This window comes from Candidatus Zixiibacteriota bacterium (assembly GCA_020853795.1).
GTDB lineage: Bacteria > Zixibacteria > MSB-5A5 > CAIYYT01 > CAIYYT01 > JADJGC01.
In genome coordinates, this window is sequence record JADYYF010000128.1 from 1 (window position 1) to 25,091 (window position 25,091).

Here is a 25,091-nt window from a genome sequence, read left to right on the forward strand (position 1 = left end):
ATGCGCGCATAATGTCCGGTCGCAAGGAAGTCACAGCCGAGCTGCTTCACCTTGTTTTCGAGCAGCTCCCATTTGACTTTGTAGTTGCAGACGACGCATGGGTTCGGCGTCCGCCCCTGCACGTACTCGGCGACGAAATCGTTGATCACCGTTTCGCGAAAATCCTCGTGCATGTTCAGCACGTAATGGGGGATATCGTACTTGAAGCAGACGCTGCGGGCATCCTCGAACATCTCCAGCGAGCAGCAGCGGCGGGAGATGTGCTTGTCCTCGCCGCCGACCTCGGCGAAGTCCCACAGTTTCATGGTGAGGCCGATGACATCGTAGCCCTGCTGCTTGAGCATCACTGCCGCGACCGAGCTGTCGATGCCGCCCGACATAGCGACGGCGACCAGGGTCTTCTTACCGGAGTTCATGCGCTGATTACAATTCCGAACAGGTTAACGGCCGGCATATTGCGGTGACATCTTGCGCAGGCGTTCGACAATCGGCGGCAGCGTTGCCAGCACGAAATCAACTTCCGCCTCGGTGTTCTGCTTGCCGAGGGAGAAGCGAATCGCCGACGAGGCTTCCTGCCGCGAGACCCCCATCGCAAGCAAGACGTGCGACGGTTCGGTGGCGCCCGAAGTGCAGGCCGAGCCGGAGGAGACGGCGATGCCCGCCATGTCGAGCGAGACGATGATCGCCTCCCCGTCACAGCCGGGAAAGGTGAAGAAGAGAGTTCCCGGCAGGCCGTTGACGGTGTCGCCATGCGGGCGCGCGTCGGGGATCGTTTCGAGGATCCCGCCGCTTAGCCGGTCGCTCAGACGCCGCAGATGAACTGTGTTCGCTTCGAGTTCAGATAAGCTAAGCTCCAGCGCCCGGGCCATGCCGACCGCGGCGGCGACATCTTCCGTGCCGGCGCGTTTGCCGCGCTCGTGCGCGCCGCCGTGAATCAACGGGGTAAAGCGAGTGCCGACGCGGGCAAAGTGGATGCCGATTCCCTTCGGTCCATAGAACTTGTGGGCCGATGCCGAGAGCAGATCAACGCCGAGATCGCGTGAGTCAACCGGCATCTTGCCGACGGCCTGCGTCGCGTCGGTATGGAAGTAGACGTTGCGTTCGCGCGCGATCTGCGCCAGCTGTCTGATATCCTGGATAGTACCGACTTCGTTGTTGGCAAAGATGATCGAGACCAGAATCGTATCGGGGCGGATTGCATCGCGCAGATCGCCCGAGTTGACGTAGCCGTGCGCGTCGACATTCAGATACGTGATTTCGTAGTCATGCCGCTCCAGATATTTACACGGCTCCAGCACTGCCTGGTGTTCGACCTTTGAGGTGATGATGTGCCGGCCCTTGTTTGCCAGCATCTCCGCTACGCCCTTGATTGCCAGGTTGGCCGACTCGGTGGCTCCGGCCGTGAAGTAGAGTTCGTCTGGACGGCAATTGAGCAGGGAGGCGATTTTCTCGCGCGATTGTTCAAGCCCGGCGCGCGCGGCCTGTCCGATCGCATGCATGGAGGATGCGTTGCCGTAGGTCTGCGCGAGATACGGCAGCATCGCCTCGAGTGCACGCGGGTCAAGCGGGGTGGTGCTGTTATGATCGCAGTAGATTCGGTTCATTGGACTTCGCCTGTACTTGTTCAATCAGGCCGGCCTCGAGATCCTTCAGGTCCTGGAGGGTAGTGCGATACAGCTTGCTGTTGACGTCGGACTCCAACTCCGACCAGAATCGCCGGGAGGCGCAGATGTCGCGTTTCTCGCACTCTTCCTCGTGCTCCGGGTTGTGGCACTGGCCGAATTTCACTGGGCCGTCCAGGATCGCGATCACCTCTCCGACCGAGATCTTGTTCGCCGGGCGCGCCAGGATATATCCGCCTTGAGCGCCGCGCCGGGAGAGGACGATTCCGGCCCGCTTGAGTCGATTGCAGATCTGCTCAAGGTAAGGCAGTGAAATGTCCTCCAGTTTGGAAATCCGGGCGGTAGAAAGCGGACGGTTGGCCTTGACGATGGCCAGAAGCGCCCGAATACCGTATCTGCCGCGTGTCGATATCGCCAAATTGCCAAGACTCCTTCGCTGGAATGGTCACAATACAAATCCTTAGCGGATCTGTCAACATTCCGGACCAGCTTCAATGAATACGCGGTGAAAGCAGCGCTCACAGCACTATTTAGCGGATTTTCCGACAACGGGATCGACGAAACTGAGAGCCGCATCAAGCGATTGTGGGAGTTTGGGCGGCAATTCATGCCCGAGGTTGGGGAACTCCAGGAATCGATGCTCAAACCCAACGACTTTGAAGGCATTGAGCATGTCCAGCTGATACGGTCTGAAGTAGTCGAAGTGACCGCCAATGATGACACCTCTTTGGCCCCGCGCCACCATCCCGGCGACAAGAGCGGTGTCGAATTGCGGCGGCATTCCCGGACAAACAGCGATAAATCCCAGCAGTGGAATGACTTGCTGGAGCGTGACATCAATGGCCATCATTCCACCCATCGAGAAACCGCACACGATAACTCGAGCCGTATCGACTGGATAGGTCTTTCTGACCTCCTCGTAGGCACTCCGGATGAGTTTGCGGCTCTCCTTCAACTTCCGATGCCAGGTATACCGATCCCGACTGCGCTCGGAAGACTGCGGAAACAGGCGAATGTAATGATCGGCAAAGAGGTCGGGAACGAAGTAGGGTTGCAGCGATTCTTTACCGCTGAAGGCACCATGGAGAATGATCAGGAGCGGGTAGGTGCGAGTGGAATCATAGCTTGCCGGCAGGACAATGTCATAGGTTTCCCCGACAACAGTTCGCTGCGCTGAGACGGAGGCAGCCAAAAGCAATACCAGTGAGCATAGCTTTAGTGATCGCATAGGCGTTCTACAATATGTCGCAGCTGAAGTCTGGGAACATGTGCACAAATAAGAGGCGATCCGGAGGTCCGGATCGTCAATCACCGACTGGGCAATCGGTGTGTGGTGCGGGAGGGTGGGGTCGATATCGGGCAGAACGGGTCGGCGACGGGGTTTTGGGAAGCCGCGGGAGTTCGCCGACCCGCTCTGTATGGGCTATTTTCCAGCTAAGAGCGTCTTTCGATCGATCAGATCGAGCAGCGCCTGGGCGCGGCAGTTGAATCGATCGGCCGGTACGGATAGCTGCATGGTCATGTAGAACTCGTGCGCCTTCACGACCGCCTCTTCAGCGAGATGTCGAGCGAACTCGATCTCGTTGTTGAGGTACTTGCGATAGGCCAGACGATACAGGGTGTCGTGCTGTTCCAGTGCATTCATGTTCATTGAGCTCGTTTCCATATCCACCCCAATCGTCGATGGTCAACCACCCCGGTTCAAAAATTGAGCAAAGTTTCTTGAAAGAACGCAGACCCCGGACAATGCCTTGTCAATCATTGACTTAGGCCCATCTGCCTTCTCACGCGGGAAATAGCGTTAAAAAAATCTACTGTTGCGGTCGATTCCGAATAAATTGTACGCCCTTTGTTTAAGGTTACGGTTAGATGCTGAGACCAAAGCTCTTTACAACGTTGGGAAATTACGGTCGCGAGGAGTTCGCCGCCGATCTGGGTGCCGGACTGATCGTGGGAATCGTTGCACTGCCTCTGGCGATTGCCTTTGCGATCGCCTCCGGCGTTTCACCGGAAAAGGGCCTTTTCACTGCGATCATAGCGGGATTCCTGATCTCGGCACTGGGTGGCAGCCGCGTGCAGATCGGCGGGCCGACCGGCGCATTTGTTGTGATCGTCTACGGCATCGTCGCTCAGTACGGCCTCGACGGGCTGATGCTCGCGACGATTATGGCCGGGGTGATTCTGATCATCATGGGGCTCGCGAAGTTCGGATCGGCGATCAAGTTTGTGCCGCATCCGGTTGTCGTGGGCTTTACCTCGGGGATCGCGATCATCATTTTCTCGTCTCAGGTCAAGGACTTCCTGGGTCTGCAGATGGGTGATGTCCCGGCCGACTTCCTCGATAAGTGGGCGGCCTACCCGCAGTATCTGTCAACGATCAATTGGTCCGCGGTCGGCATCAGCCTCGCCGCAATCCTGATCATGGTCTTGTGGCCTCGCGCATGGCGGAAGGTTCCGGGATCGCTAGTCGCGCTTTTGCTGGCAACGGTGGTCGTCAAGATTTTCGGTTTATCGGTTGAGACGATTGGCAGCCGGTTTGGTGAGATTCCGTCGATGATTCCGGCCCCGAGTTTGCCCGACATCAACTGGACGACGTTGCGGGAACTGGTGCAGCCGGCCACGACAATCGCCTTGTTGGCCGGAATCGAATCGCTGCTCTCGGCGGTTGTGGCGGACGGCATGATCGGCGGGAAGCACCGTTCGAACATGGAATTGGTCGCGCAGGGAGTCGCGAATATCGCATCACCGATCTTCGGCGGGATACCCGCTACCGGCGCGATCGCGCGCACGGCAACAAACATTAAGAACGGCGGGCGGACACCAATCGCCGGGATCACGCATGCGGTGGTGTTGCTGCTGATCATGCTGTTTCTCGGCCGCTGGGCGGGGCTGATTCCCCTGAGTGTGCTGGCCGCGATCCTGGTCGTGGTTTCCTACAACATGAGCGAATGGCGGTCGTTTGCGGGGCTGTTGCGCGGGCCGCGCAGCGACGTGATTGTCTTGCTAACAACTTTCGGACTGACACTTTTGTTCGATCTGACTGTGGCCATCGAGGTCGGAATGGTGCTGGCGGCATTCCTGTTTATGAAACGGATGTCCGAAGTGACCAACGTTGGCGTTATATCGCGCGAATTCAAAGACGATAACGGCGAGGAGGAGGATCCGCTGGCGATCAGTCACCAGGATGTGCCGCCGGGTGTCGAGGTCTACGAGATCAACGGACCGCTGTTTTTCGGCGCCGCCTACAAATTTGAGGAGTCAATCAAGATCGTCGAGAAGCCGCCGCGCGTGCTGGTAATCCGAATGCGGAATGTCCCGGTGATCGACTCCTCAGGGTTGCATGCACTGGAGCAGCTGCTTAAGGACTGCCGGAAACACGCGATCACACTGATTCTGTCAGGAGTGCACGCCCAGCCACTCATTACGCTGACGCAGTCGGGATTCCTCGAATTCATCGGCGAGGATAACGTTCACGGGAATATCCACGACGCCCTGAACCGCGCCCGGGATATTCTCGGCCTGCCGCATCGGGAACGCACCGGGCCGTTTGTGCCGACAGTGGCACGCGAACGCGACAGCGCCGAGGCGGCGACGGATTCCGACAAGACCCGCCGGAGATAGAAGATTCCGCTTGTCAGCGTAAAAACAAAATCGTTACCATGATTTGCAGGCGCGGGTAACCTCCAGATATCCGTAACTTGTGCGGGTTTGCATCGTTAGCTTAACCGGAGGACCAGAAGTCAGATGCCGGCTATCCCCTGTCGCAACCAGTCGTTTTTGATCGTGTTCGCCGTGCTGCTCGCTTGGTCGTCCGCGGGCGCATTTTCTTTCCGCTCGGGCGATGAGCTTTACATGAGCGGAGAATTCTCGGAAGACATGATGCTGGCGGGGAGCACGGTCAAGTTTGAAGGGACGCTCTGGGGCGACCTGCTGGTAGCCGCGCGGACATTGACGTTTGACGGCATCGTTGACGGCAATATCAATGCGGCGGCGCAGCGCATCACAATCAACGGCGAAATCTGCCGATCGTTGCGGGTGGGCGCCGAGGCGATCAACATCAATTCCAAGATTGACGGCGACGTGGTGGCCTTTGGATCGGAGATCACGATAGCGAGCGATACCTACCTGGCGCGGGATCTGGCGGTGTTCGGGTCGGAAGCGCTGATTGACGGGGAGATCGGTTCGGATGCCTACATCCACGGGGGAATCATCACCATCGGCGGCAAAATTCACGGCAACCTCAAGTGTTACGGGGGGAAGATTTCGCTGGCGCCGGGCGCCGTGGTGATGGGTGATTTTGAGTACGAGTCCCAGGACAAGGCGCGCATTTCGCCGGAGGCGCAGATTCTGGGGGAGACGCGGTGGAAGAAGTCGACGGATGATCGCAAGTCGGGTGGTTTGGCCGGCTGGGTGCCGCCGCCGTCGGGGTGGATCTGGTCCTTGATTTTCCTGGGCGGTTCGATCATTCTCGGCGTGATCGCGATCGTTGCGCGGCGCGACGGCGTGCAGTTGGCGGCGCGCGAAATCCGCAGCAACGGTGCGGTGGCAGGCATTCTGGGCCTGGCCATCGTCATCTTCACACCGTTGATCCTGGTCCTGACGGCAGTAACCATCGTCGGCGTTCCGGCCGCCCTGGCCGGTCTGACCGTTTATGGGCTGCTGTTCTTGTTCGGCAAGATTATCGCCGGCATTGCGATCGGGATGATCATTCTCGGTTGGTGGCGACGGGAGGGCAAGATTTCGCTCGGCTGGTCGCTGGTCATCGGCATGATTCTTCTGGCGTTGTTGTATAAGATTCCTTTCTTCGGTTGGTTCATTTATCTGCTGGCGTGGGCGGTCGGAGTCGGCGCCATGACGTTGGTGTTCTTCCGCCGTCGGCGGGTGCCGGCAGCCGCAGACGCCGCTGCCGTTGACACCTCCGGATGACGGTGGAACCTCCTGCTTGCCACAATTGTTGAATCACCAGCAGCGCGCCGATAAGACGCGCGGAAATTGAGTAGGTTTGCACCCGGAACTTTTTCATATCGGCTCGTTTGCGCTCCGCAGCTTTGGCCTGATGCTGGCCATATCGTTCTTCGTCGGCATCTTGTACATCCGCCGCCGTGCCTTCAGCGAGAAGATTGACGTCAACTTCGTGCTGAATCTGGCGTTCGTAGTGATCTTCACCGGCATCATTGGCGCGCGCCTGTTCTACGTGCTGTTTCATTGGTCGGAGTTCGCCAGCGATTGGTGGGCGGCGATCAATCCGTTCCGATCCGGCGGCGAATTCGGTATTGCCGGGCTGAACCTGTATGGCGGCGTGGTCCTGGCGATTATCGCGACGCTGGTTTACGTGCACTGGAAGAAGCAGCCGTTATGGCAGACCGTGGACATCTTCGCCCCGGCCGTGGCGCTGGGAATCTTTATCAGCCGGATCGGGTGTTTCTTGAACGGCTGTTGTTTCGGCACACCGTGCGATTTGCCATTCGGTGTCTCGTTTCCCGAGGGTTCGATTCCCTATTATCAGTTCGGCGCGACGCCGCTGCATCCAACGCAGCTCTATTCCTCGCTGTATGGACTGCTTTTGTTCTTCGCGCTCCACTACTTCGACAAGCACAAGCGCTTCTTTGGGGCGACGTTTGCCCTGTTGCTGATGATCGAGGCGGTTTTCCGGTTCCTGATCGAGTATGTCCGCTACTACGAGCCGGAAATGGTGACGCACCTGTTCGGCATCCAATTCACTTACAATCACCTGATTGCTATCGGGCTGTTCCTGTTCGGGCTGATCCTCTGGATCGTCCTGAGCCGCCGCCCGGAATTAGTAGCCCGCGACTAAGCGCCACTCGATCGTGTCGCCGGGCTGCGGCCGGAAACGGTCGGCGGCTTCGTGCGCCGGCTTGGTGTTGACGAAATACAGCCAGTAAGCCGTCTTGGTGTTTGTCGCCCCATTGATCGACTTCACAAAGGTCCCCATGGCAGTGGAGTCGAACTCGACGCTGTAGCGAGCGCGAGTCTGCGCAAAAACCGATCCGGTCGAGTCGGCAACGAAAGTGAAGCGTTGGAGCACCACGCCCTTCCGGCTGCACGAGGCCACCAACAGGCAGAGCACAATGATCAAGGCGAAGCTAAAATTGGTCTTCATGCGTCGATGTTAGCATCTGCGGTCGAACCTGTCCAGTCAAAGTTGGCCGGCGAGGCGCGGCGGCTTTTTGCCTTGATTCTGCCGGTCGGCAGGCGTAAGTTAAGCCTTCGGAAGTTATGGCAGATCAAGAATTCCTCAGAGTAGACGGCAGCTTCGGCGAAGGCGGCGGGCAAATCCTGCGCACCTCCCTGTCGCTGTCGACTTTGACCGGCAAGCCGGTCGAAGTCACGAACATCCGGAAGAACCGCAAGTTTCCCGGGTTGATGCCGCAGCATCTCACCGCCGTCAAGGCGTGCCAACAGATTTGCGGCGCCACCGTCGAAGGCGGAGAAATCAATTCGGAGCGGTTGACGTTTATTCCGGGCAAGATCAAGTCGGGCAAGTACAATTTCGACGTGGCGGAGAGTAAGAAGTCGGCGGGCGCGGCGACGCTGGTGTTGCAGACGCTGCTGCTGCCGCTGCTATTTGCCCGCAATGAGTCGTTCGTGACGATCAAGGGCGGGACGCATGTGCCCTGGTCGCCGCCGGCCACGTACTTGAAGCAGGTATTTCTACCCGTGCTGGGGTTGATGGGGTGTCAGACGTTTCTCAAGATCAACCGCTGGGGCTGGTACCCGGAAGGGGGCGGGGAGATCAACTGTCGCATCAAACCGGTGGAAAAGTTGCGGGCGCGGCAGTTTTCCGATCGCGGCCAACTGCGGAAGATCTATGGAATGTCGGTGGTCTCCAACGTCGGGCAAGGCGTAGGCGAGCGGCAACTGAAGGCGACCCTGAAGCAGTTGAAAGCGGCGAACTTGCAGGCACAAGTGCGAGCGAGCGACGCCCAGGCCAATGGTCGCGGGACAATCGTATTCCTGACGGCGGAATTCGACAATATTCGCGCCGGATTCTCGACACTGGGCGAGAAGGGGATGCCGGCGGAGAAAGTCGCCGAGAACACCGTTACCGAGTTGAAGAATTTCATCGGCAAGCAGGTCTGTCTCGATCATTACCTGGCGGATCAATTGATCCCCTTTGTCGCCCTGTGCGGCGAGCGGGTCGAGATGAACGTGTCGAAGATCACCAGTCATCTCAAGACCAACCTTTGGGTGACGCAGAAATTCATTGCGATCGACTATAGCCTGCGCGGACCGATGGGCTACCCCGGCACCTTGACCATTGAACCCGCGAAAGCGCCGGAGCAGCCGCCCGTGGCGGACGCAGCCGAAGTGCCGGCGATCTAGGCCGCCGGAATCGGCGATTGCTCGGTTGGCAAGCAACAATTGTACTTCTGATTCGTCTGTATCACAGAGTCCATTTGATACTACCGTCCTGAAACCCGTTGCGCATCGCGCAGTCTCCGGAGGTCATATGCCCGTCCGTGCCAAGCAGAATTTTGGCGCCTTGGTGCTCTTCGCCGCAGTAATTGCGCTCCTCGTCCCGCCCGCAGTCTTTGGCTGGGTCGAAGGCCAGAACATCAAGATCAATACCGACAACACCGCCGAGCTGCAAAACGAGCAGGCGTGCGTTATCAATCCACTGAACGGCGACAACGTTGTGGCGATCTGGCGCGATTTTCGGCTCGGATTTCGGCGTGTCGGTGTCGGCGTGAGCAACGACGGCGGGGCGACGTGGACCGATTCGCTTGTGGGAGTCCCTCCCTATGACCGGCATTCTGATCCGGTGATGAGTTATGATGCTGACGGGAACCTCCTGATGAACATTCTCGCGTTCCCGAGCACAGCGGGCAACAGCGGTCTGTTTGTTTGGACATCCACTGACGGCGGCGCAAGTTGGAGCGAACCCGTGGCGGCGGTCGATGAAGGTCCCGGTGGGCCGTTTGAAGACAAGCAGTGGATGAACGTGGACCGCACCGGCGGGACCTTTAATAATCGCGTGTACGTGCCGTGGGCGCGCTTTACCTCAAGTTCACGGATCTATTTGGTGCACAGCATCACGCCGACGATTTACTCCTCGCCGGTACCGGTGTCGGATGCATTCAGCGTGCAGTGGCCGACGGTGACGGTCACACCGGACGGGACGGTGTTGGTGGCCTGGGTGAGCTTCGGCTTAAGCCGCATCATGCTGGATCGATCGACCGACGGCGGCGACACCTGGGGAGTGGATAAGACGGTGGTATCGTTAACCGGAATTCCGCAGAACATCAACGGCGGCATTCTGATCTTTCCCTATCCGGCGATGGAGACCGATATCACGGGCGGGCCTTACAACGGCACGACGTACATTCTGTACTCCGGATTCGCCGCCGACGGGAGCACCGATCTCTCGCTGCTACGATCGACGAACAAGGGCGACACCTGGAGCGCACCGGTGCGGATTCATGATGATCCACTGAACAACGGGGCGGATCAGTTCCATCCGTGGATCGCGATCAATGAGGACGGCATTCTGACCGCAAGCTGGTACGACCGTCGGCTTGATCCGAACAACCTCAACTTCGACCTGTACATCGCGCATTCATTCGATGGCGGCGCAACCTGGACGGCGAATCGGCGGATCTCCGAAGTGTCTTCCTCGCCGGCACAGGCATTGAAGGTCGACCAGGAGTTTTACTCCCGGTGGCATGCGGCCATCGGATCGCCGGAGGAGCCCCTTGATCCCGCGAAGGCACCACGCGCGGGGTTGATCGGCGAGTACACGGGCCTGTCAACGCGCGGCGATGTGGCGCAAGTTGTTTTCACGGACACCCGCAACGGCAATCAGGATACCTACAGCGCCCGAGCAACGATCGGGTTCATGCCGCCACCGCTGGTCGCGCCGGCGAACGGGACGATCACGAACGGCAGTCTGCCGACGTTTTCGTGGAGAAAAGCAGGGGCGACGCCGGCGGAAATCGCCAATTTCCCGGCAACGACAGTGCAACCGCTTTACTACCGCGTGCAAGTTGATGATGACTCGCTGTTCGGGTCAGTGGATTATCAGGCAGTTGGCATCACCGGGACTAGCCACCAATTCCCTGCGCCGCTGGCGGACGGACGCTGGTTCTGGCGGGTAGATGCCGTGAATGATTCGGGGCGTGTGACCGGCTATGCGGAACCCTACCGGGTTGTGACTATCGATACGCAAGCGCCGGCGCAACCGACCTTGTTGGCACCGGCGGAAGACGAGTCAGTTGACTATCTGTCACAGCTCTTCAGTTGGACGGCAGTTGACAAAGCGCCGCAAGGCACGGCGGTGCGATATGAACTGCAGGTGGCGACTGACACTGGATTTGGGACGGTGCTGATCAATCCAACCGGCTTGACAACACCGCAATTTGAGAACAGCACTCCGCTACCGGACGGTGCTGCGCTCTACTATCGGGTGCGGGCGCGTGATTTGGCGTTGAACGTCGGAGATTACACGGTGCCGCGCCGATTCTTCACCGGGAGCGCGTTCGTGTGCGGTGATGCGGATGGCACGGGAGCAGTGAATATCTCGGACGCGGTGTATCTGATTAATTACATCTTCGCCGGCGGACCGGCACCGGATCCGCTCCTTGCGGCCGATGCCGATTGCACAGGCGCGGTCACGATTTCGGATGCGGTGTATCTGATTGCATTCATCTTTTCGGGCGGACCGGCACCGTGTGCGGGGTGTTAAGGCGCTAACCCGGGGCGCTGGCGCCGGTACAGGCGATGGGACGAATTGGAGACGCTGATTTCGTAGTCAATCGGCCGGTAGTTCTCGAGAAATCGCGGCTGCTCGCGAAGAGTGCTGGAGGGATGATGCATCACGGCAAGCAGCAGCCAGTCGGCATCAACTGAATCGATAAACTCGAAATAGCGCTGTGTCTTGTTGTAGGGAATCGCCTGCGGCGTGACCAAGCCATCCCGGTCGACTATCCTCCCCCGGTAGTGGTACCCGAAATGGCCGATGTCTTCGGCGATCACAGTCTCGTCCGGCCGGGCGTGAGCATTGAGATACTCGGCCGCCGCAATGTGAGTCTTGCGGTACCATTGCATTTCTGCCTGTAGCCCGACAGCACGCTTGGCCAAGACGGGAACGGCGATGACGAGCAGCAGGACCACGACTACTGCGACGGCAAGTTTCATTCTTCTGGAGTCCTGCATCGACGAGAATCGAGAGCTGAGGCTCGAAATGCCGCAGGCAGCCAGAATGATCAGCAGCGGGAGCAAAGGCGCCGGATACCAGAAGAAGATGCGCAGTGAGAAGGCGGCGATTGGGAGCGCGATCACAAGGATGATTCCAACAAGAACGAGCAAACGGCTTCGTTGATTGCGGCCGAAGATGACGGCAAGGAGCGCTCCGATCCAGAGCAGCCAACCAGCAGCGTTTGTTAACGAAAGCATCTGCGCCAGTCTATGCAGCAGAGGAATCGGGTCATGACCGTACAACCCAGCCTTGGCCACCATGGAATTCGGCACCGGGCTGCCGAAATAGAGCGATGCAAACACCACCCATGCAGCGAGCGGTACGAGCGCCAGCAACCAATCGATGATCGCCACGCGCCGACGTTGAAAGTAGATCAGGCCCACTATCGCGAGAAACAGCAGAGCGCCTTCCGGACGGGTTAGAGCCGCAAAGGCGGCATAGAGCAAAGCCTCGCCACTCTTCCCCCGTCGCAGCCGATAGAGCGAAGTTACCGTCAGGAACGCAAACAGGGCAACTTCAAGACCGCAGACATCGACTGTCACACTGCGTGGATTTAATGCATAGACCAGTCCGGCCAGGAGCGCCCACCTGCCGGCTCTTAAGGCGCGAGCCAGACAATAGACGGCTCCGGCGGTCATGCCGGAACAAATCAGCGAGATCCAGAGCGCGGTGGCCGGAACGTTTGCATGCAACAACGCCGTCAGCGCCAAAATTAGCGTCCAAAGCGGTGAGGTCGTACCCAAAACATGTTCGCCGGCATTGTAGACGAAGCCGAGACCGGCAGCGAGATTCTCGGCGTAACGGAAGGTGATCATGGCGTCGTCGACCTGGTACACGGTGACCATTGCGACGACAGCGCGGGCGACGAGAGCGGCCACGACGACCAGAAGCAGTTGCCAGCGAAAGCGCATGCGCGTCATGGTGTAATTTCGAAGAGGTAACGGTGATCTTCCGGCAGTGATTGTCGCAAGCGGAAGTTGTCAAACGTCGATCCGAGGGAGTCGGCCGCGATGTTCCACTCGGCCAGCGCGACTGGATCAAGAATTAGGTAGCGAACGTGATGCGCGGCGGCATAGCGTTCCAGGAACCCTGCTGGCTTGTTGCCGGCAGCGACTCGCGCGGCACCCCACCAATTGAGAATCGTGAAGCGACCCTGCTGCATGAAGACGAAGTCAAACGGGGCAATAACCCGGCTGCCGGGCTGCATCGCCTCCGCCAGCTTCTGATTGGTTGCGACTTGCCGATTCTCCGGCTGTAGCGCTTCGGCACCGAGCGCATAGAGACCGTAACCCACAAATATGACCAGCCAAGCGCGCAGTGCGAATGTGACGACTCGCTGCCGGGCGCCATCGGGTGGCGTTCGTCGAACGAGAATCGCGCTGACCACGAGAGCCATCAGGGGCACCAGCGGTACCATATAGCGGGTAAACTTGGGAAGCGGCGAGGCGCCGATCACGACGAAAAGCGTCGCCAGATAGATGAGCGTGAACCGGTGACGCCGGAGGAACTCGCGATTGACCGAAAACAGCGCAAGCAGAAAGAGTACAGTGACGCCGATGACCTCCGGCTTGCGCAGGAGGCGTTTGTGCTCAGACACGAGATTAAGTAGTGGCGACCACCAGTGGTAATCGAAAGAGGTCGTCATCAGCGGATTATGCAGCGTCTGCGCGATGAACAACTCGCGATCCGTGAAATAGCCGCTGAGGTACGGTGCAAAGGCAATGATGCCGAGAAGTGCAAACCAGACGGCCGACCGCCAACGCCGATCGAACGCGAGGGCGACAGTGCCGGCGATAACATAGGCGAAGCCAAAAGCGTGGCAGAGCCCGGCCATGCCCGCCAGCAGGGCGCTGAGGACTATCCAGATGGGCCGGGAGCCAGCCACTCCTTGTCGTAACGCGATGAACGACGCCGTGCCAGAGAGTAGTAGCAGCGCCTCGGGGCGAAATTCCAGCATCTGTAACCAGAACACCGGAGTCAGCATAAGAAGTGCAACGGTGAGAACGCGTACGGGGCTGCTTGCTTTCTCATGCTTGGCTAGACTTAGAAAGAGCAGGGTCAGGATTCCAGCCACTAGCGAGACGGCCCGGAGCTGATAGAGCCCCCACCCGAACAGCGCCGACACGGCCTCGCCGACCCAAACCAGCTGCTTGTGGTAGACGACAATCTCCTGATCGAGGGGCGGGCAGTCTTGAAAGAGATCAGAAGTTACGTAGCCTTGCTTCTGCAGCGACCAAACCTGCTGGCCAATCCAGGCCTCATCATTGTGAATTGGCCGGCGGACGAAGGCGCTGGAAGTGGCCAGGACAAAGAGCAGCGCCAGAATGACGAACGGCCAGCGAGGCAACTTGTGTTCAAGCGAGTTCATACGGGTGCAGCGGCCAAGATATCGTTCCGGCAACAAATCACAAGCACAACGGCGGGTTCAGGTTGGTGCGCCAGGAGCGGATGGCGGTATAAGGACTGACCGATTTTGCCGACGATAGAAGCAGCGGGCGCCCAAAAATTCGCTTGACGTAGCGGCGCCGGAACATAACTTAGGGGTCTCTTGGAGGCGCAAGATGGCGCAGGTGAAGAAAATACGTTCGGGTCGCAAGCCCGAAGAATGGCCGTTCGGCAAGAAGAATTGGATGATTCTGGGTGCCGGGCTGGCATCGATCATCCTGGGATTCATCACGCTGGCGAGCGGGTCGATCACGCTCGCCCCAATTCTGCTGGTCTTGGGCTACTGTGTTCTGATTCCAGTTGGGATCATGATCAAGGACAAGCCGAAAGAAGCGGAAGTGCCGACGGCGGTGGCCTCCGAGCCCAAGAAGTGACATCGACCGCGGCGGTCGGCAGACCGGTGCGGTGTCCTCAGAAGATTCTGCCGGGGTTGTAGTTCAGTTGGTTAGAATGCCTGCCTGTCACGCAGGAGGTCGCGAGTTCGAGTCTCGTCAACCCCGCCATTGACATTGCCCGTCAATATTTATTCTTCGAATCTGCAGGTTCCTGATTACTCTGGAGAACATCTGATAAGTCATCTGGTTTAGACTACTATGTCCGGCAATTCCGCAAGCGGCAAATGGTTTCAGCCTATTGCAGACACTGAGAGAATCGAATTCATCGACGTGCTCAGAGGGTTTGCCCTTCTCGGCGTATGCCTCGTCAACCTGGTCATCTTTTCCGGGGACGGGTACATTACTGACGCTCAACGGGAGCTTCTTCCCTTTGCGGCTGCCAATATGGTGGTGAACTTCCTGATCCACTTCTTCGCGGAAAACAAGTTCCTGGGACTTTTTGCCTTTCTGTTCGGGCTGGGGTTCTCCATTCAGATTCAGCGGGCCCAGGCGCGCGGGTCAACCGGGATCGGTAGGTTCTATCGGCGCATTGGATGGCTCTTTGTTTTTGGAGCCGTCCATGGCTGGCTACTCTGGTGGGGGGATATCCTTCGATTCTATGCACTTTGGGGGATGTTGCTTCCTTTGTTCATCAGACTTCGCCCCCGGACTATTCTGATGCTCGCCCTCACGATTTCAATCGTGATCGCGCCGTTGGGAGGGCGCATCGCCAGTATGCTGTATCCTGCCGCGCGTGAAGCGAGCAATCTCGATGCGCAGGCCTTCACGGCTTTCAGCCTTGGATCCTACGCGGAGATGCTGCGGCTGAACTGGCTCTACGATTGGAGCACAACCGCGTCTCCGGGTCAGGTAGCCTATCAGCTGGCCATATTTGGCCGCTTGCTCTTGGGTCTCTGGGCCGGCCAAGTCATGCTCTTTCATGATCTGAGCAAGAATCGACCTCTCTTCCGTAAGGTGTTTGTTTGGGGCATACTTCTTGGCCTTGCCGGAAACGCGCTTTTTGCCTCCCTGCCGTTACTCCAGGGACACGGATACGCGGTTACCGGCTGGTGGAGGACGGCGGTAAGATCGCTCTATGAGATCGGGTACCTTGGTTTCACAGCCGCTTTTGCCTGCGGTCTTGCGCTTCTGATTCAACGTGAACGGTGGACGAAACTACTTCATTTGCTGGCGCCCGTCGGACGGATGGCGCTCACCAATTACTTGACCCAAACAATCATCGGCTTGTGGCTATTTTACGCTTTCCTCTCTGGACCGGCGCTTATGGGTAAAGTAGGTGTTGCCATGCTACTCCCCATGTGGCTGATAATCTTTGCAGTGCAGGTCGGATTTTCTCATTGGTGGCTCAGACGCTTCAAGTTTGGACCCGCTGAATGGGTCTGGCGATCGCTCACCTACCGCAGGTTCCAGCCATTCAGGATAGCGCGGTAATAGCCGTTGCTGCCTTTCGCAGTGGACAGTTTCGTCATCAATCGTTAGTCAGTATCCGATTATCTTCCATCGCCTACCGCCCATCGCGGCATAGTGTAATCGGATCGTGAATCTGAAACTCGCAGAAGTTCGGGGAGGGTGAAGTCGGTGCCGCTCCTGTTTCCCGAATCATCTCCGTTAGTCAACTGAGAAGGTGGACGCTTGGCCCGCTGCGGCGACAAGAACGAGACGTGAAATCACCTTGATTCCGCTTTGATAGGATCGACCTCGCCTGAAGAAGCGGTTACTTTGTAACGGAAGAGAGCAAGGAGCGAAGTCGCACACAAGCGAAAGGCTCCACAGCGAGAGCCCGTTGGAAAAGCGGAGCGCAACTCAGGCCCGCCGCAATCAGCGGACCCGACAGGTCCCCGCCATTGACGCCAGGAAGAGCGCCGGCAAAGATTCTGCGGCAACAGGGTCGTTCCCTCCTCCTTATGGACATGCCGAAATTGGCAGATTGATCGAGGGAGGGCATATGGACACTTCGCGTTGGATCCGATCCTGGCAGAGAAGATCGAAATGACTGAGGCGTGATGTCTCCAAATCCCTGCTATTTTCGAGAATAGAAGATCAGGGCATCATAGGAATTGGCCACGAAGACGCTGTCCTGCTGCTCGAAGTGCGCCTGCAATATCACCGCTTTGGCTTTGTATCTCGCGGTCTCGAACTCCATAGCGGCCTTATCACTGGGTATTCTTGAACCGCGGACATCATCGTATGCCGCGATTACTTGGTCGAACAAGGGGCGAAGCGAGATCTTCAGTGAATCGAACGCAGCGCTGTCGGCAACAAGAGCCACGGATACTGAATCCGCGATGATTTCGATCGCGCCGGTGTCCGGCAGATCGGCTTGGTCAGCGTCCTTCCAAGGTCGGTGGTATGCGACTCGCACCAGTTGGTCATAGCCGGAGATCATTATCGGAGCATTGGGATCAATGGCGACACGAAAGTACTTGTCCCGCCCGGGTGAGTAATAAAGGTTGAACTTTACTCCCATCATTTCCGCAACCTCTGACGCCTGTGTGAACCGGCTGCGGCTATCGGCAGTGTCCGGACGGAGACTTTCGGAGAACCAGGGCTCGATGCGGGAGAAACCATGCACTTCATACAAATAGGAAAGAATCGCGCTGATCTCGACTTCGTGCTCAACAGGTACCGGCGACGTGGCCTTCTGCACCGTACCGTTCACCAGGATCGAGTCGGCTACCAACATCTCCTTGAGTCGGCGGATCTGGCTCTGCTCAGAGACACTGAACATTCCCCACGGGCCGATGGCGATCAGAAACGTGAAGACACAAAGAGAGGCGGGGATGATCTTGATGCTTTTCGTACGGCTGAGAAGGAAGTAGCCCGCAATAACGATCAACCAGATCCCGGCGGCCAGCCCCAGATATCTGTCTTCGGTCAGACCATATTCGGAAATGCGCCGCCACAGGGCCAGAAACAGCACGACAATCACGGGAAGCAGAATGAGATAGTACCAGCGCGATGCTTTCTTGATCCAGAGCGACTCAAGTTTCTCGCGTAACGGATCGAGCACAAACAGGGCGAGAATTCCGGTCGCAGAGAACCCCAGAATGAGCCGCCCAACCCAGCCCTGAGGCCAGTTCCAGACAACGATGATTTTGGCGATATAGGCGTAGAGAATAACGAAATAGACCAGCACCAGCGGCGGAAGGACGTATTGACCCAACAATTTCACCGGCCGGGAGTATTCGCTGACGGCATCGAGCGCGTTCAGGTCCTCCGGTATTCCGGCCAGAATAAAGGGGACGACAAAGAAGCCGAGTGTCAGAATCCAGAGTTCGAAATACCGTTTCGCCGGTACTTCCATTCCGAAGAGATTGTCGAGGGCGGCAAGCGCCAGGGCCAGACCACCGAAGAGCACCACGGCAAATACCCCGGCAAGTACGATTCTGAAGACGATGATTCTGTTGAAATGCCAGAATCCGTTGCGTTCTCCCTTGCGCCAGAACGGCAGGATTGAGAGCAAGAGGCAACAAGCAACTGCGAATGCGGCAAATCGCATGACATGATACATTGGTGCGCGGGGCAGGTCGGTCGGAACGGACAGCGCGTACATCACGACGAGAATTGCGCCGAACAATTGTCCGATCCAGGCGCGGCCGCCGCTTGACCCCGCCCGTTCCGTCGCCAGCTTGATTGCGGTCAGGAATGGAATAGCCAGGATCGATGCGAGCAGAAGATTGAAGAGGACAGTCGGCTGAGCGGGACCTTCATGCTGCACAAGAAAGATGGCTACGACGACTCCGAGGATGGCGCAAGAGAGCACCACTGGAAATCGCCAAAGTGTCCGCTTGCACTCTGCTCCAATCTGCGCGACTGACGGTAGCTTCATCATCGCTCCCTCCCCCCATCGTTCTTGTAATCAAAACTTATACAAGTTTTAGTCGGGCCGACAGCATTATCTGGCCGATACCGGCCGTAGCGCAATGGACCAGCACAACTGGTCAGTTAGCTGCTGGATTGAAGTCATGCTGATCCGAACCTGCGGACTGGTCGCGCGTTCGCGTCCTGTCCACCTCGCCATCAGATAGGCCATCTGCCCCTATCGTTCAAGGCGCTCTCAAGTCTTCGCCGGGATCAGAGTAGCATCATCTGGTCGCTGCAGGTTCCCTGTTACCAGATTGCTGGAAGCGGTAACGCTTATCACAGCGGTGTCGATCGTAGCCTCGTTCATGTGGTCGCGCCGGGCCTCCTTTAACAGATGGTGGAGCAACTTCTCAATAAGCTCCCGGAGGTGTACTGATGCGACCGAGGGGCGTCTTCGGAATCACTGCCGGCGCTCCGACAAGAGCGACCTGAGTCGCGCAACTTCGTCCCTGAGTGAGGTTACAAGTAGATCAAGTTGATTGATTTCCTGGATCACCATGTCATCGGAGGATTTCGTGCGGGAGGCATCGGCCAGAAGTTCCTTCTGTGACTCCATCATTCCGTTGATGATGACACCAATGACCAAATTCATGATCACCATTGTGCCAATCAGGATGAATGAGACGAAGTAAGTAACCGCGACCACCTGGCTCGCGCCGGCGGCAATCAGCCCGTGCATGACATCGACCCAACCTTCCAACGTCACGACCTGGAACAAGGTCAGGAAGGCATCAGCCAGAGAGGCAAAATGCTCAGGATCCAATGGTCCGAACAGCTTTATCCCTGCTAATCCAAAGATGTAAAAATGTATGCACAGAATCAGGCTGATGTAGCCGAGCGAGGCGACACTCTTGAACATGCCGCGGACCACTACCTGCAGACCGGGAACGGCCTTAAGCAGTCGCAGCGCGCGCAACACCCGGATCAGTCGGAAAACCGAAGCTGCCTCGCTGTGAATCGGCAGAACGGATGCAAGGACAACGAACAGATCAAAGAGGTTCCACCCACTGAAAAGGTACTCCCAGGGTCGTGGCCAGTGTGCTCCGATCCGCATCACGACTTCCGCTACGAACAGCCAGAGGATCACTGTCTCGAGCGGTCCAAGCCACCTCCCCTGGGAGACAACAATGGTGGGATAACTGAGGAGGCCGAGAAGGATGCTGGAAAGGACGATTAGAACTAACCAGAGTCTATCGAATGCTCGCGACGAGACGATGCTCTTGAGAGCACGCATAGAGTTCAAACCTGTCTGCTATCGGTTTTCGTAGGTGTAGTATTTCCGCTTGGTGCCAATTTCAACTTCTCTTTCATCCGTTGTAGCAATTTTCTGGCCCAGGCGAATTCAGCGGCGAGGATCGCAAGGCCGGTCGGAACGACGACGATAGCAGGGCCCGGCAGAACGATCATCGCCAGGCCAATAGCCAGTACTGTGAAACCGACCACTGCCACGATTAATCGCTTCAATTGCCTGAGCGTTCTCACAAGAACTACTGTCTTAGCTTTCCGGTCAGACGGAGAGTGCGAGGCAGTTGGCTGACCTCAACTGCAATTGTCCACACTCCAAGGTGCGCTTCACGCAACCCATTCCCCAATGAGTTCCATCAATCATAACATACGACGTTTGGATCTGAAAGCCGAAAGCTACCGGAGTCGGCAGAAAGAGAACTGAGCTGCTTCTGTTCAGGCGTCAGTATCGAGTAGCTTCACTCACAGGTCATTCGTCTGCCTGGCAACGACTCCCCCCACAGGATATCCCTGTGAAGGCGGGACCCCGGTGCATTGCGGTTGTTTGACAATCATCGATTCGAATACTATGCTGATCACCAGGAAACGCCCAGAAGTTGGGTGCATGTCCCAGACCGAGAGACGCGCCACTTCGCAATGGAAAGGAACTGAATATGAAATGGCAAGGCCGGAGGGTAAGTGATAACGTCGAGGATCAGCGCCGGTTCGGCGGCAAGCAGATGGCGGTCGGCGGCGGCATTGGCGGTATCGTCATCGTGCTGTTGGTCATGCTCCTTGGTGGCAATCCGGAGGAAGCACTGCAAACATTGCCGCAAACCGGAGTGGAGATCCCGGCGGCAGTCGATCAACCGCTGAGTGAAGCGGAAGTACAGGAGGGGCAGTTCGTCGGCGTTATCCTGGCTGAGACTGAGGACGTCTGGAATCGCATTTTCCGGGAGGCGGGCCAGATCTATCGCGAGCCGAGGCTGGTATTATTCTCGAATCAGATTTCGTCGGCCTGCGGCTACACCGGCGCTGCAGTCGGACCATTCTATTGCCCGACTGACGAGAAGGTCTACATCGACTTGAATTATTTTGCCCAGATGCAGACGCAATTGGGAGCGCACGGCGATTTCGCCCTGGCGTACGTCATCGCCCACGAGGTCGGCCATCATGTGCAGAATCTGCTGGGGATTTCCGAGCAGGTAATATCCAAGCAAGGCCGGCTGAGTGAGACCGAGTACAATCGCCTGACGGTGAAGATGGAGCTTCAGGCCGATTTCTTTGCCGGGGTCTGGGCGCATTATGCCGAGCGCACCGCGGGCTTGCTGGAACAAGGGGATATCGAAGAAGGAATGAATGCCGCGGCGGCCGTCGGCGATGACCGAATCATGAAGCAGACTCAGGGCTACGTCGTCCCGGATGCCTTCACCCATGGCACTTCCGAGCAGCGTGTGCGCTGGTTCATGAAAGGTTATCAGACGGGCGATGTCAGTCAGGGCGACACATTCAACGCAACACGGCTTTAGGGTAGAGGGCTGTTCCGCGGGCTTGGTCGATAACTGCATGCTTCGACCAGGGTGATGCTCTGTACGGCATCTCATGCCTCGAAATCTTAACCAGACGACAAAAGTGGTCTTTTGATCGGCTTGTTGTGAATTCCGGGGCACAAGCTTGTGATTCCTGTATAATTGAGTTTTCTGACCATTTTGCCGCCTGCGATCGCTATCTTCCAGCATAATCGATCGTATCTTCCGGGCTGTTTCGAGTCTTGAAAGGAAGTCACTCCATGCGTTTTCGTATGAAGCTGTCGCATCTCCTCACGGCGATGCTGGTGTCGCTGACACTGGCGGCGGACGGTTGGCTCACGAGCTGCTCCAAGTCTTCGCAGGTTGAAGATGAGGACACGGACGGCACGCCGCCAACGGCAATATCTGACTTAGAAGTTCTCTCGTCGACTGCGCAGACGGCGATGCTGCAGTGGACAACGCCGGCTGATCTACGCGATGACGGTTCCGGCGGGATGGTGGACCAGTATGACTTGCGAGTTTCATTCGACAGTATCACGACGCAGAACTTTGCCAGTGCTGTTGTCATCACCTCGGTGCCGGGGCTGCTACCGGCCGGGCACGTGCAGCAGTGGCCGGTCGACGGATTGACGCCGGGGGCGACGCACTTCTTCGCACTCAAATCAGCCGACGATCGCGGGAATTGGAGCGCGCTTTCAAATTGCGTCTCAGTGAAGTGCGCGGCGCTCGTGAAGGTGGTGTTCAGTGATCCGATGCTGGAGCAGGCGATCCGGGCGCGACTGGGACGGTCCACAGGTGATATCCTGAGTGCGGATGTCGACACGATCTGGCAGGTGGTCATTCAGGATGCCGGAATCCAGTCGCTCAACGGCATGGAACATTTCACCTCGTTAAGAGTTGCCAACTTCACCGACAACGAGGTCGTCGACCTCACGCCGATCGGTGGACTGCCGCTCCTGGCCGGACTGTACATGGCGCGCAACCAGATCAGCGATTTGACGCCGCTGGCGGGAATGAAAAGTTTGCGCCAAATTCACCTCGATGATAATCCGCTCAGCGATATCGGACCGCTGGCCTCGGTCGATTCGCTGCAGCAGTTGATCTTGTGGGGCACACAGGTCACCGACTTCTCGCCGCTCTACGGGCTCTATTTTCTGAGTGATTGTGGCTTTGATCGCATGAACCTGACGGAGATCGGCTTCATGAGCCATCTGAAGCGACCGCAGATTTGCGGATTAGCGTTCAACCAGATCACTTCCGTGGAACCGTTGCGGGGGTTGTACATGCTGGAAGCGCTCAATCTCATGCAGAACCAGATCAGCGACATCTCAGCGCTGGCGGCGTTAGCTGGCTTGCGTGAATTGAAGTTGACCAACAATCAGATCACCGACATCATGCCACTCGTCAACAATACCGGGCTGCTGTCGGGAGATGTGGTCTATCTGGAAGGAAATCCGCTATCGCAGTATTCTATCAATGTGCTGATACCGACCTTGGAGACACGCGGGGTGACCGTGCACCATTAGCGAGCGCCGCGCTCACTATAGATTCCATTTCAGTGAAGTCGTGATCGCGAGATTCCGGGGCAGCCCCGGCTCCAGATACACCGGCGCGCCACTGATGCGGCCGCGATCCGGGTTGATATAGACGGAAGCCGCATAGCGCTGATCGGTCAGGTTCTCGACACTGGCCGCCACGGACAACGAGACTTTTCGCCGCACTAACGACACGTCATTCAGACCGAATCGGACATTGACGAGATTGTGAGCCGAGACCGTGATTGAATTCAGATCATCCGCAAAATACTTGCCGACACCTTGAGCCCCGACCTCGCCAAACAGATGGGAGAAGAACGACGGCGAATAGCGCAGATTGACGTGATAGAAGAGCTCGGGAAGGCCGGCCATTTCCTTATCCGCCAGATCGGCGATGGCGCCGGGGCGGCCATAATGGACGGAGTCGATGGTGTACTCGACATAGCGGTTACGCATGATCGTCAGTGCGGCTTGTAGATCAAGTCCGGAGCGCAGACTCGCGACTACTTCAAGCTCCAGTCCCAGACGCCGGGTCTTGCCCGAAGTGAAATAGAAGCGACCACCGCGGTACGGTACGATGTCATTTCTGACTGTAATCCAGTAGAGTGCTCCGCCGCAGCTCACCTGCTCAACCGGCGCGTCCGGACCGAACGATCTCGTGTGCCGGCTGCCCACTTCAATCGTCGAGGAGCGAATCGGATCGAGGAGCGGGTTGATCGCGGTGACGGTATCGAGACCATCGGTACCGGCCGGGTCGGTTTCGTTGCCGGCCGGGACTTCGATGCCGCCGCCGAGAGCGGCGTAGAGTTGATCTTCGGCGCCGATGTGGTAAGTCACGCCAACTCTGGGCGTGAGCCCGGTGAACGACTTGCGCGCGTTCAATTGCGGCGCCAGGTGGTCATCGTAGTAGTAGGTAACATCGTCGAAGCGGGCACCCAAGGTGATGACGAGCCGTTCCGCAATCGTAAGTTGATTCTCGGCGAACACGCCGAAGTTGTTTGCACCCTCGCGTTTGTCACTGGCGATCGTGTCGCCGCGCCGGCCGTCCTGAAGATTATAGAAGAGAATCGCGCCATCCTGATACGCTTCATCGAGCCCCGCCATGACGACATTTTCACAGGAGGCGCCGAGTCGGGCGGAATTGCGGTAGAGCACACTGCCACCGAAATGAATGCGCGTGAAGTCGCGAAACGTATTTCGTTCGGAGCGTTGCAGGTACTTTGGATTGACAAACACCGACGCGATGACGCCATTGCGATCGTTGAGTTGATGCTCCAGCCGGAGTCCGAGGCGGCCCAGCCGATTGAAGCGACGTTCGTCACGCTGGACATAGGTCGGTTTGAAATCCAGAGTATCATCCTGGGCGCGGCTTGGATCGGTCGCAAATTGCGCGCGCGTGAGCGGGCCGGGGATACGAAACTTGTTTGCGGCCGCGGCCAGGTAGACCTCGAGGGCCGTGCGCGGCCCCAGGACCGACGCCAGCGCCAGATTCAACAGTTTTCGGCTACTCGCCGAGTGCGCACGCCAGCCGTCGAAGCCGGAATTGACCAGCGCGATATCCAATTTGGCCTGCCCGACGAACAGTCCCGCCGTGACGACTTCCTTGTGGAAACCGAAGTCGCCAAAACTGGCTTGTGTGCGCAGGTAGGGTTCAGTGAAATCGGGTATCGTGCTGATATTGACGACACCGCCGGAAGCGTTGCCCCAAAGCGAGGAGGCATTCGAGCGGACGACCTCGACCGAACTGTAGACGGCCGGGTCGATCAAGTCGAAGGACGTGCGACCATCTGGTTCGGTCTCGGGGAAACCATCGAGCAAGATCCGAACACCGCGCGACGTGCCCGCGTTCGACCGCTCGCCGGCGCCACGGGCGCCGAATCCGCGAATGGTGATACGCACGTCCTGGCTGCCGGAGCGTGATTGCGCGAGTACGCCGGGGACCGTTGCGAGGAGTTCGTTGAGACCATTGCCCCGGTGCGGAGAGTCGGACCCCGGACGGAGAATGTCGTAGGCCAGCGGCGCCGTGAGCACCAATTGCGGTAAACGACCGGCCGTGACAATCACCGGCGGCATTGGAATTGCTGCCGTATCGGGAAGTTCGGATGCCTGCGATGTCCCCGTGAGAACAAGGCAGGAGACGACGGCAAGAACTCCAACCGCGGTCGGGAGTCTGCCGATGAATCGTGATGCAATTGACATGTCGGTGTCAGCTTTCGTTTTGGCGGTCATCACTGTATCTCTGGATTCAACCAGCGTGAGTA

Annotated in this window: 21 protein-coding genes and 1 tRNA gene; 10 read left to right on the forward strand and 12 right to left on the reverse strand. The window is 57.8% G+C overall.

Going from position 1 to position 25,091, the window contains the following annotated elements; genetic code table 11:
- From IT585_09960 to IT585_09980, 5 genes are all read right to left on the reverse strand, one after another.
- A partial coding sequence (locus IT585_09960) for a tRNA 2-thiouridine(34) synthase MnmA (GenBank protein MCC6963563.1) occupies positions 1 to 416 on the reverse strand: 416 nt, incomplete at its 3' end.
- A gap of 24 nt (positions 417 to 440) precedes the next feature.
- Entirely contained in the window at positions 441 to 1,604 is a 1,164-nt protein-coding gene (locus IT585_09965; GenBank protein MCC6963564.1) for a cysteine desulfurase, read from the reverse strand.
- The gene (locus IT585_09970) at positions 1,579 to 2,040 is read right to left on the reverse strand and encodes an Rrf2 family transcriptional regulator (GenBank protein MCC6963565.1); all 462 of its coding nucleotides are present in this window, start codon (positions 2,038 to 2,040) and stop codon (positions 1,579 to 1,581) included. Before IT585_09970 ends, IT585_09965 begins: the two co-directional genes overlap by 26 nt.
- A gap of 108 nt (positions 2,041 to 2,148) precedes the next feature.
- Positions 2,149 to 2,850 (reverse strand): alpha/beta fold hydrolase, encoded by a 702-nt coding sequence (locus IT585_09975; protein MCC6963566.1) that lies wholly within the window; start codon positions 2,848 to 2,850, stop codon positions 2,149 to 2,151.
- A gap of 195 nt (positions 2,851 to 3,045) precedes the next feature.
- A complete protein-coding gene (locus tag IT585_09980) occupies positions 3,046 to 3,273 on the reverse strand; it encodes a hypothetical protein (GenBank protein ID MCC6963567.1) in 228 nt (75 codons plus the stop codon).
- Between the two features lie 218 nt (positions 3,274 to 3,491).
- On the opposite strand from IT585_09980, the gene sulP reads away from it, so the two are divergent.
- From sulP to lgt, 3 genes are all read left to right on the forward strand, one after another.
- On the forward strand, positions 3,492 to 5,243 hold the full coding sequence (gene sulP / locus IT585_09985; GenBank protein ID MCC6963568.1) for a sulfate permease: 1,752 nt from the start codon (positions 3,492 to 3,494) through the stop codon (positions 5,241 to 5,243).
- 123 nt (positions 5,244 to 5,366) lie between these two features.
- Entirely contained in the window at positions 5,367 to 6,548 is a 1,182-nt protein-coding gene (locus IT585_09990; protein MCC6963569.1) for a hypothetical protein, read from the forward strand.
- 76 nt (positions 6,549 to 6,624) lie between these two features.
- Positions 6,625 to 7,437: a prolipoprotein diacylglyceryl transferase gene (lgt, locus tag IT585_09995; GenBank protein ID MCC6963570.1), complete on the forward strand. Its 813-nt coding sequence runs from the start codon at positions 6,625 to 6,627 to the stop codon at positions 7,435 to 7,437.
- Here lgt and IT585_10000 read toward each other — a convergent pair.
- A complete protein-coding gene (locus IT585_10000) occupies positions 7,420 to 7,743 on the reverse strand; it encodes a DUF4430 domain-containing protein (GenBank protein MCC6963571.1) in 324 nt (107 codons plus the stop codon). The two genes, lgt and IT585_10000, sit on opposite strands and share 18 nt — an antisense overlap.
- A 116-nt stretch (positions 7,744 to 7,859) precedes the next feature.
- On the opposite strand from IT585_10000, the gene rtcA reads away from it, so the two are divergent.
- Both rtcA and IT585_10010 read left to right on the forward strand, forming a co-directional pair.
- Positions 7,860 to 8,966, forward strand: a complete 1,107-nt coding sequence (gene rtcA / locus IT585_10005; GenBank protein ID MCC6963572.1) for an RNA 3'-phosphate cyclase — start codon at positions 7,860 to 7,862, stop codon at positions 8,964 to 8,966.
- Between the two features lie 127 nt (positions 8,967 to 9,093).
- Entirely contained in the window at positions 9,094 to 11,325 is a 2,232-nt protein-coding gene (locus IT585_10010; GenBank protein ID MCC6963573.1) for an exo-alpha-sialidase, read from the forward strand.
- Here IT585_10010 and IT585_10015 read toward each other — a convergent pair.
- Both IT585_10015 and IT585_10020 read right to left on the reverse strand, forming a co-directional pair.
- On the reverse strand, positions 11,322 to 12,758 hold the full coding sequence (locus IT585_10015) for a hypothetical protein (protein MCC6963574.1): 1,437 nt from the start codon (positions 12,756 to 12,758) through the stop codon (positions 11,322 to 11,324). The genes IT585_10010 and IT585_10015 overlap by 4 nt on opposite strands.
- Complete coding sequence (locus IT585_10020; GenBank protein ID MCC6963575.1) at positions 12,755 to 14,206, reverse strand: glycosyltransferase family 39 protein; 1,452 nt, start codon at positions 14,204 to 14,206, stop codon at positions 12,755 to 12,757. Before IT585_10020 ends, IT585_10015 begins: the two co-directional genes overlap by 4 nt.
- Positions 14,207 to 14,399: 193 nt before the next feature.
- On the opposite strand from IT585_10020, the gene IT585_10025 reads away from it, so the two are divergent.
- From IT585_10025 to IT585_10035, 3 genes are all read left to right on the forward strand, one after another.
- Positions 14,400 to 14,657, forward strand: coding sequence for a hypothetical protein (locus tag IT585_10025; protein ID MCC6963576.1), 258 nt, complete (start codon positions 14,400 to 14,402; stop codon positions 14,655 to 14,657).
- A gap of 52 nt (positions 14,658 to 14,709) precedes the next feature.
- Positions 14,710 to 14,786, forward strand: a tRNA-Asp gene (locus IT585_10030).
- A gap of 90 nt (positions 14,787 to 14,876) precedes the next feature.
- Positions 14,877 to 16,109, forward strand: coding sequence for a DUF418 domain-containing protein (locus IT585_10035; protein ID MCC6963577.1), 1,233 nt, complete (start codon positions 14,877 to 14,879; stop codon positions 16,107 to 16,109).
- A 589-nt stretch (positions 16,110 to 16,698) separates the two neighbouring features.
- On the opposite strand, the gene IT585_10040 is transcribed toward IT585_10035, so the two are convergent.
- From IT585_10040 to IT585_10050, 3 genes are all read right to left on the reverse strand, one after another.
- A complete protein-coding gene (locus IT585_10040; protein ID MCC6963578.1) occupies positions 16,699 to 18,510 on the reverse strand; it encodes a DUF4153 domain-containing protein in 1,812 nt (603 codons plus the stop codon).
- A 432-nt stretch (positions 18,511 to 18,942) separates the two neighbouring features.
- A complete protein-coding gene (locus IT585_10045; protein MCC6963579.1) occupies positions 18,943 to 19,776 on the reverse strand; it encodes an ion transporter in 834 nt (277 codons plus the stop codon).
- 5 nt (positions 19,777 to 19,781) lie between these two features.
- Positions 19,782 to 20,024 (reverse strand): PGPGW domain-containing protein, encoded by a 243-nt coding sequence (locus tag IT585_10050; GenBank protein MCC6963580.1) that lies wholly within the window; start codon positions 20,022 to 20,024, stop codon positions 19,782 to 19,784.
- Between the two features lie 416 nt (positions 20,025 to 20,440).
- Between IT585_10050 and IT585_10055 the strand changes: the two genes are divergently transcribed.
- Both IT585_10055 and IT585_10060 read left to right on the forward strand, forming a co-directional pair.
- Entirely contained in the window at positions 20,441 to 21,295 is an 855-nt protein-coding gene (locus tag IT585_10055; protein ID MCC6963581.1) for a zinc metallopeptidase, read from the forward strand.
- Positions 21,296 to 21,555: 260 nt separating this feature from the next.
- Positions 21,556 to 22,821 (forward strand): leucine-rich repeat domain-containing protein, encoded by a 1,266-nt coding sequence (locus tag IT585_10060; GenBank protein ID MCC6963582.1) that lies wholly within the window; start codon positions 21,556 to 21,558, stop codon positions 22,819 to 22,821.
- A 15-nt stretch (positions 22,822 to 22,836) separates the two neighbouring features.
- Here IT585_10060 and IT585_10065 read toward each other — a convergent pair whose 3' ends face one another.
- Positions 22,837 to 25,059 (reverse strand): TonB-dependent receptor, encoded by a 2,223-nt coding sequence (locus IT585_10065; protein MCC6963583.1) that lies wholly within the window; start codon positions 25,057 to 25,059, stop codon positions 22,837 to 22,839.
- Between the last annotated feature and the right edge of the window lie 32 nt (positions 25,060 to 25,091).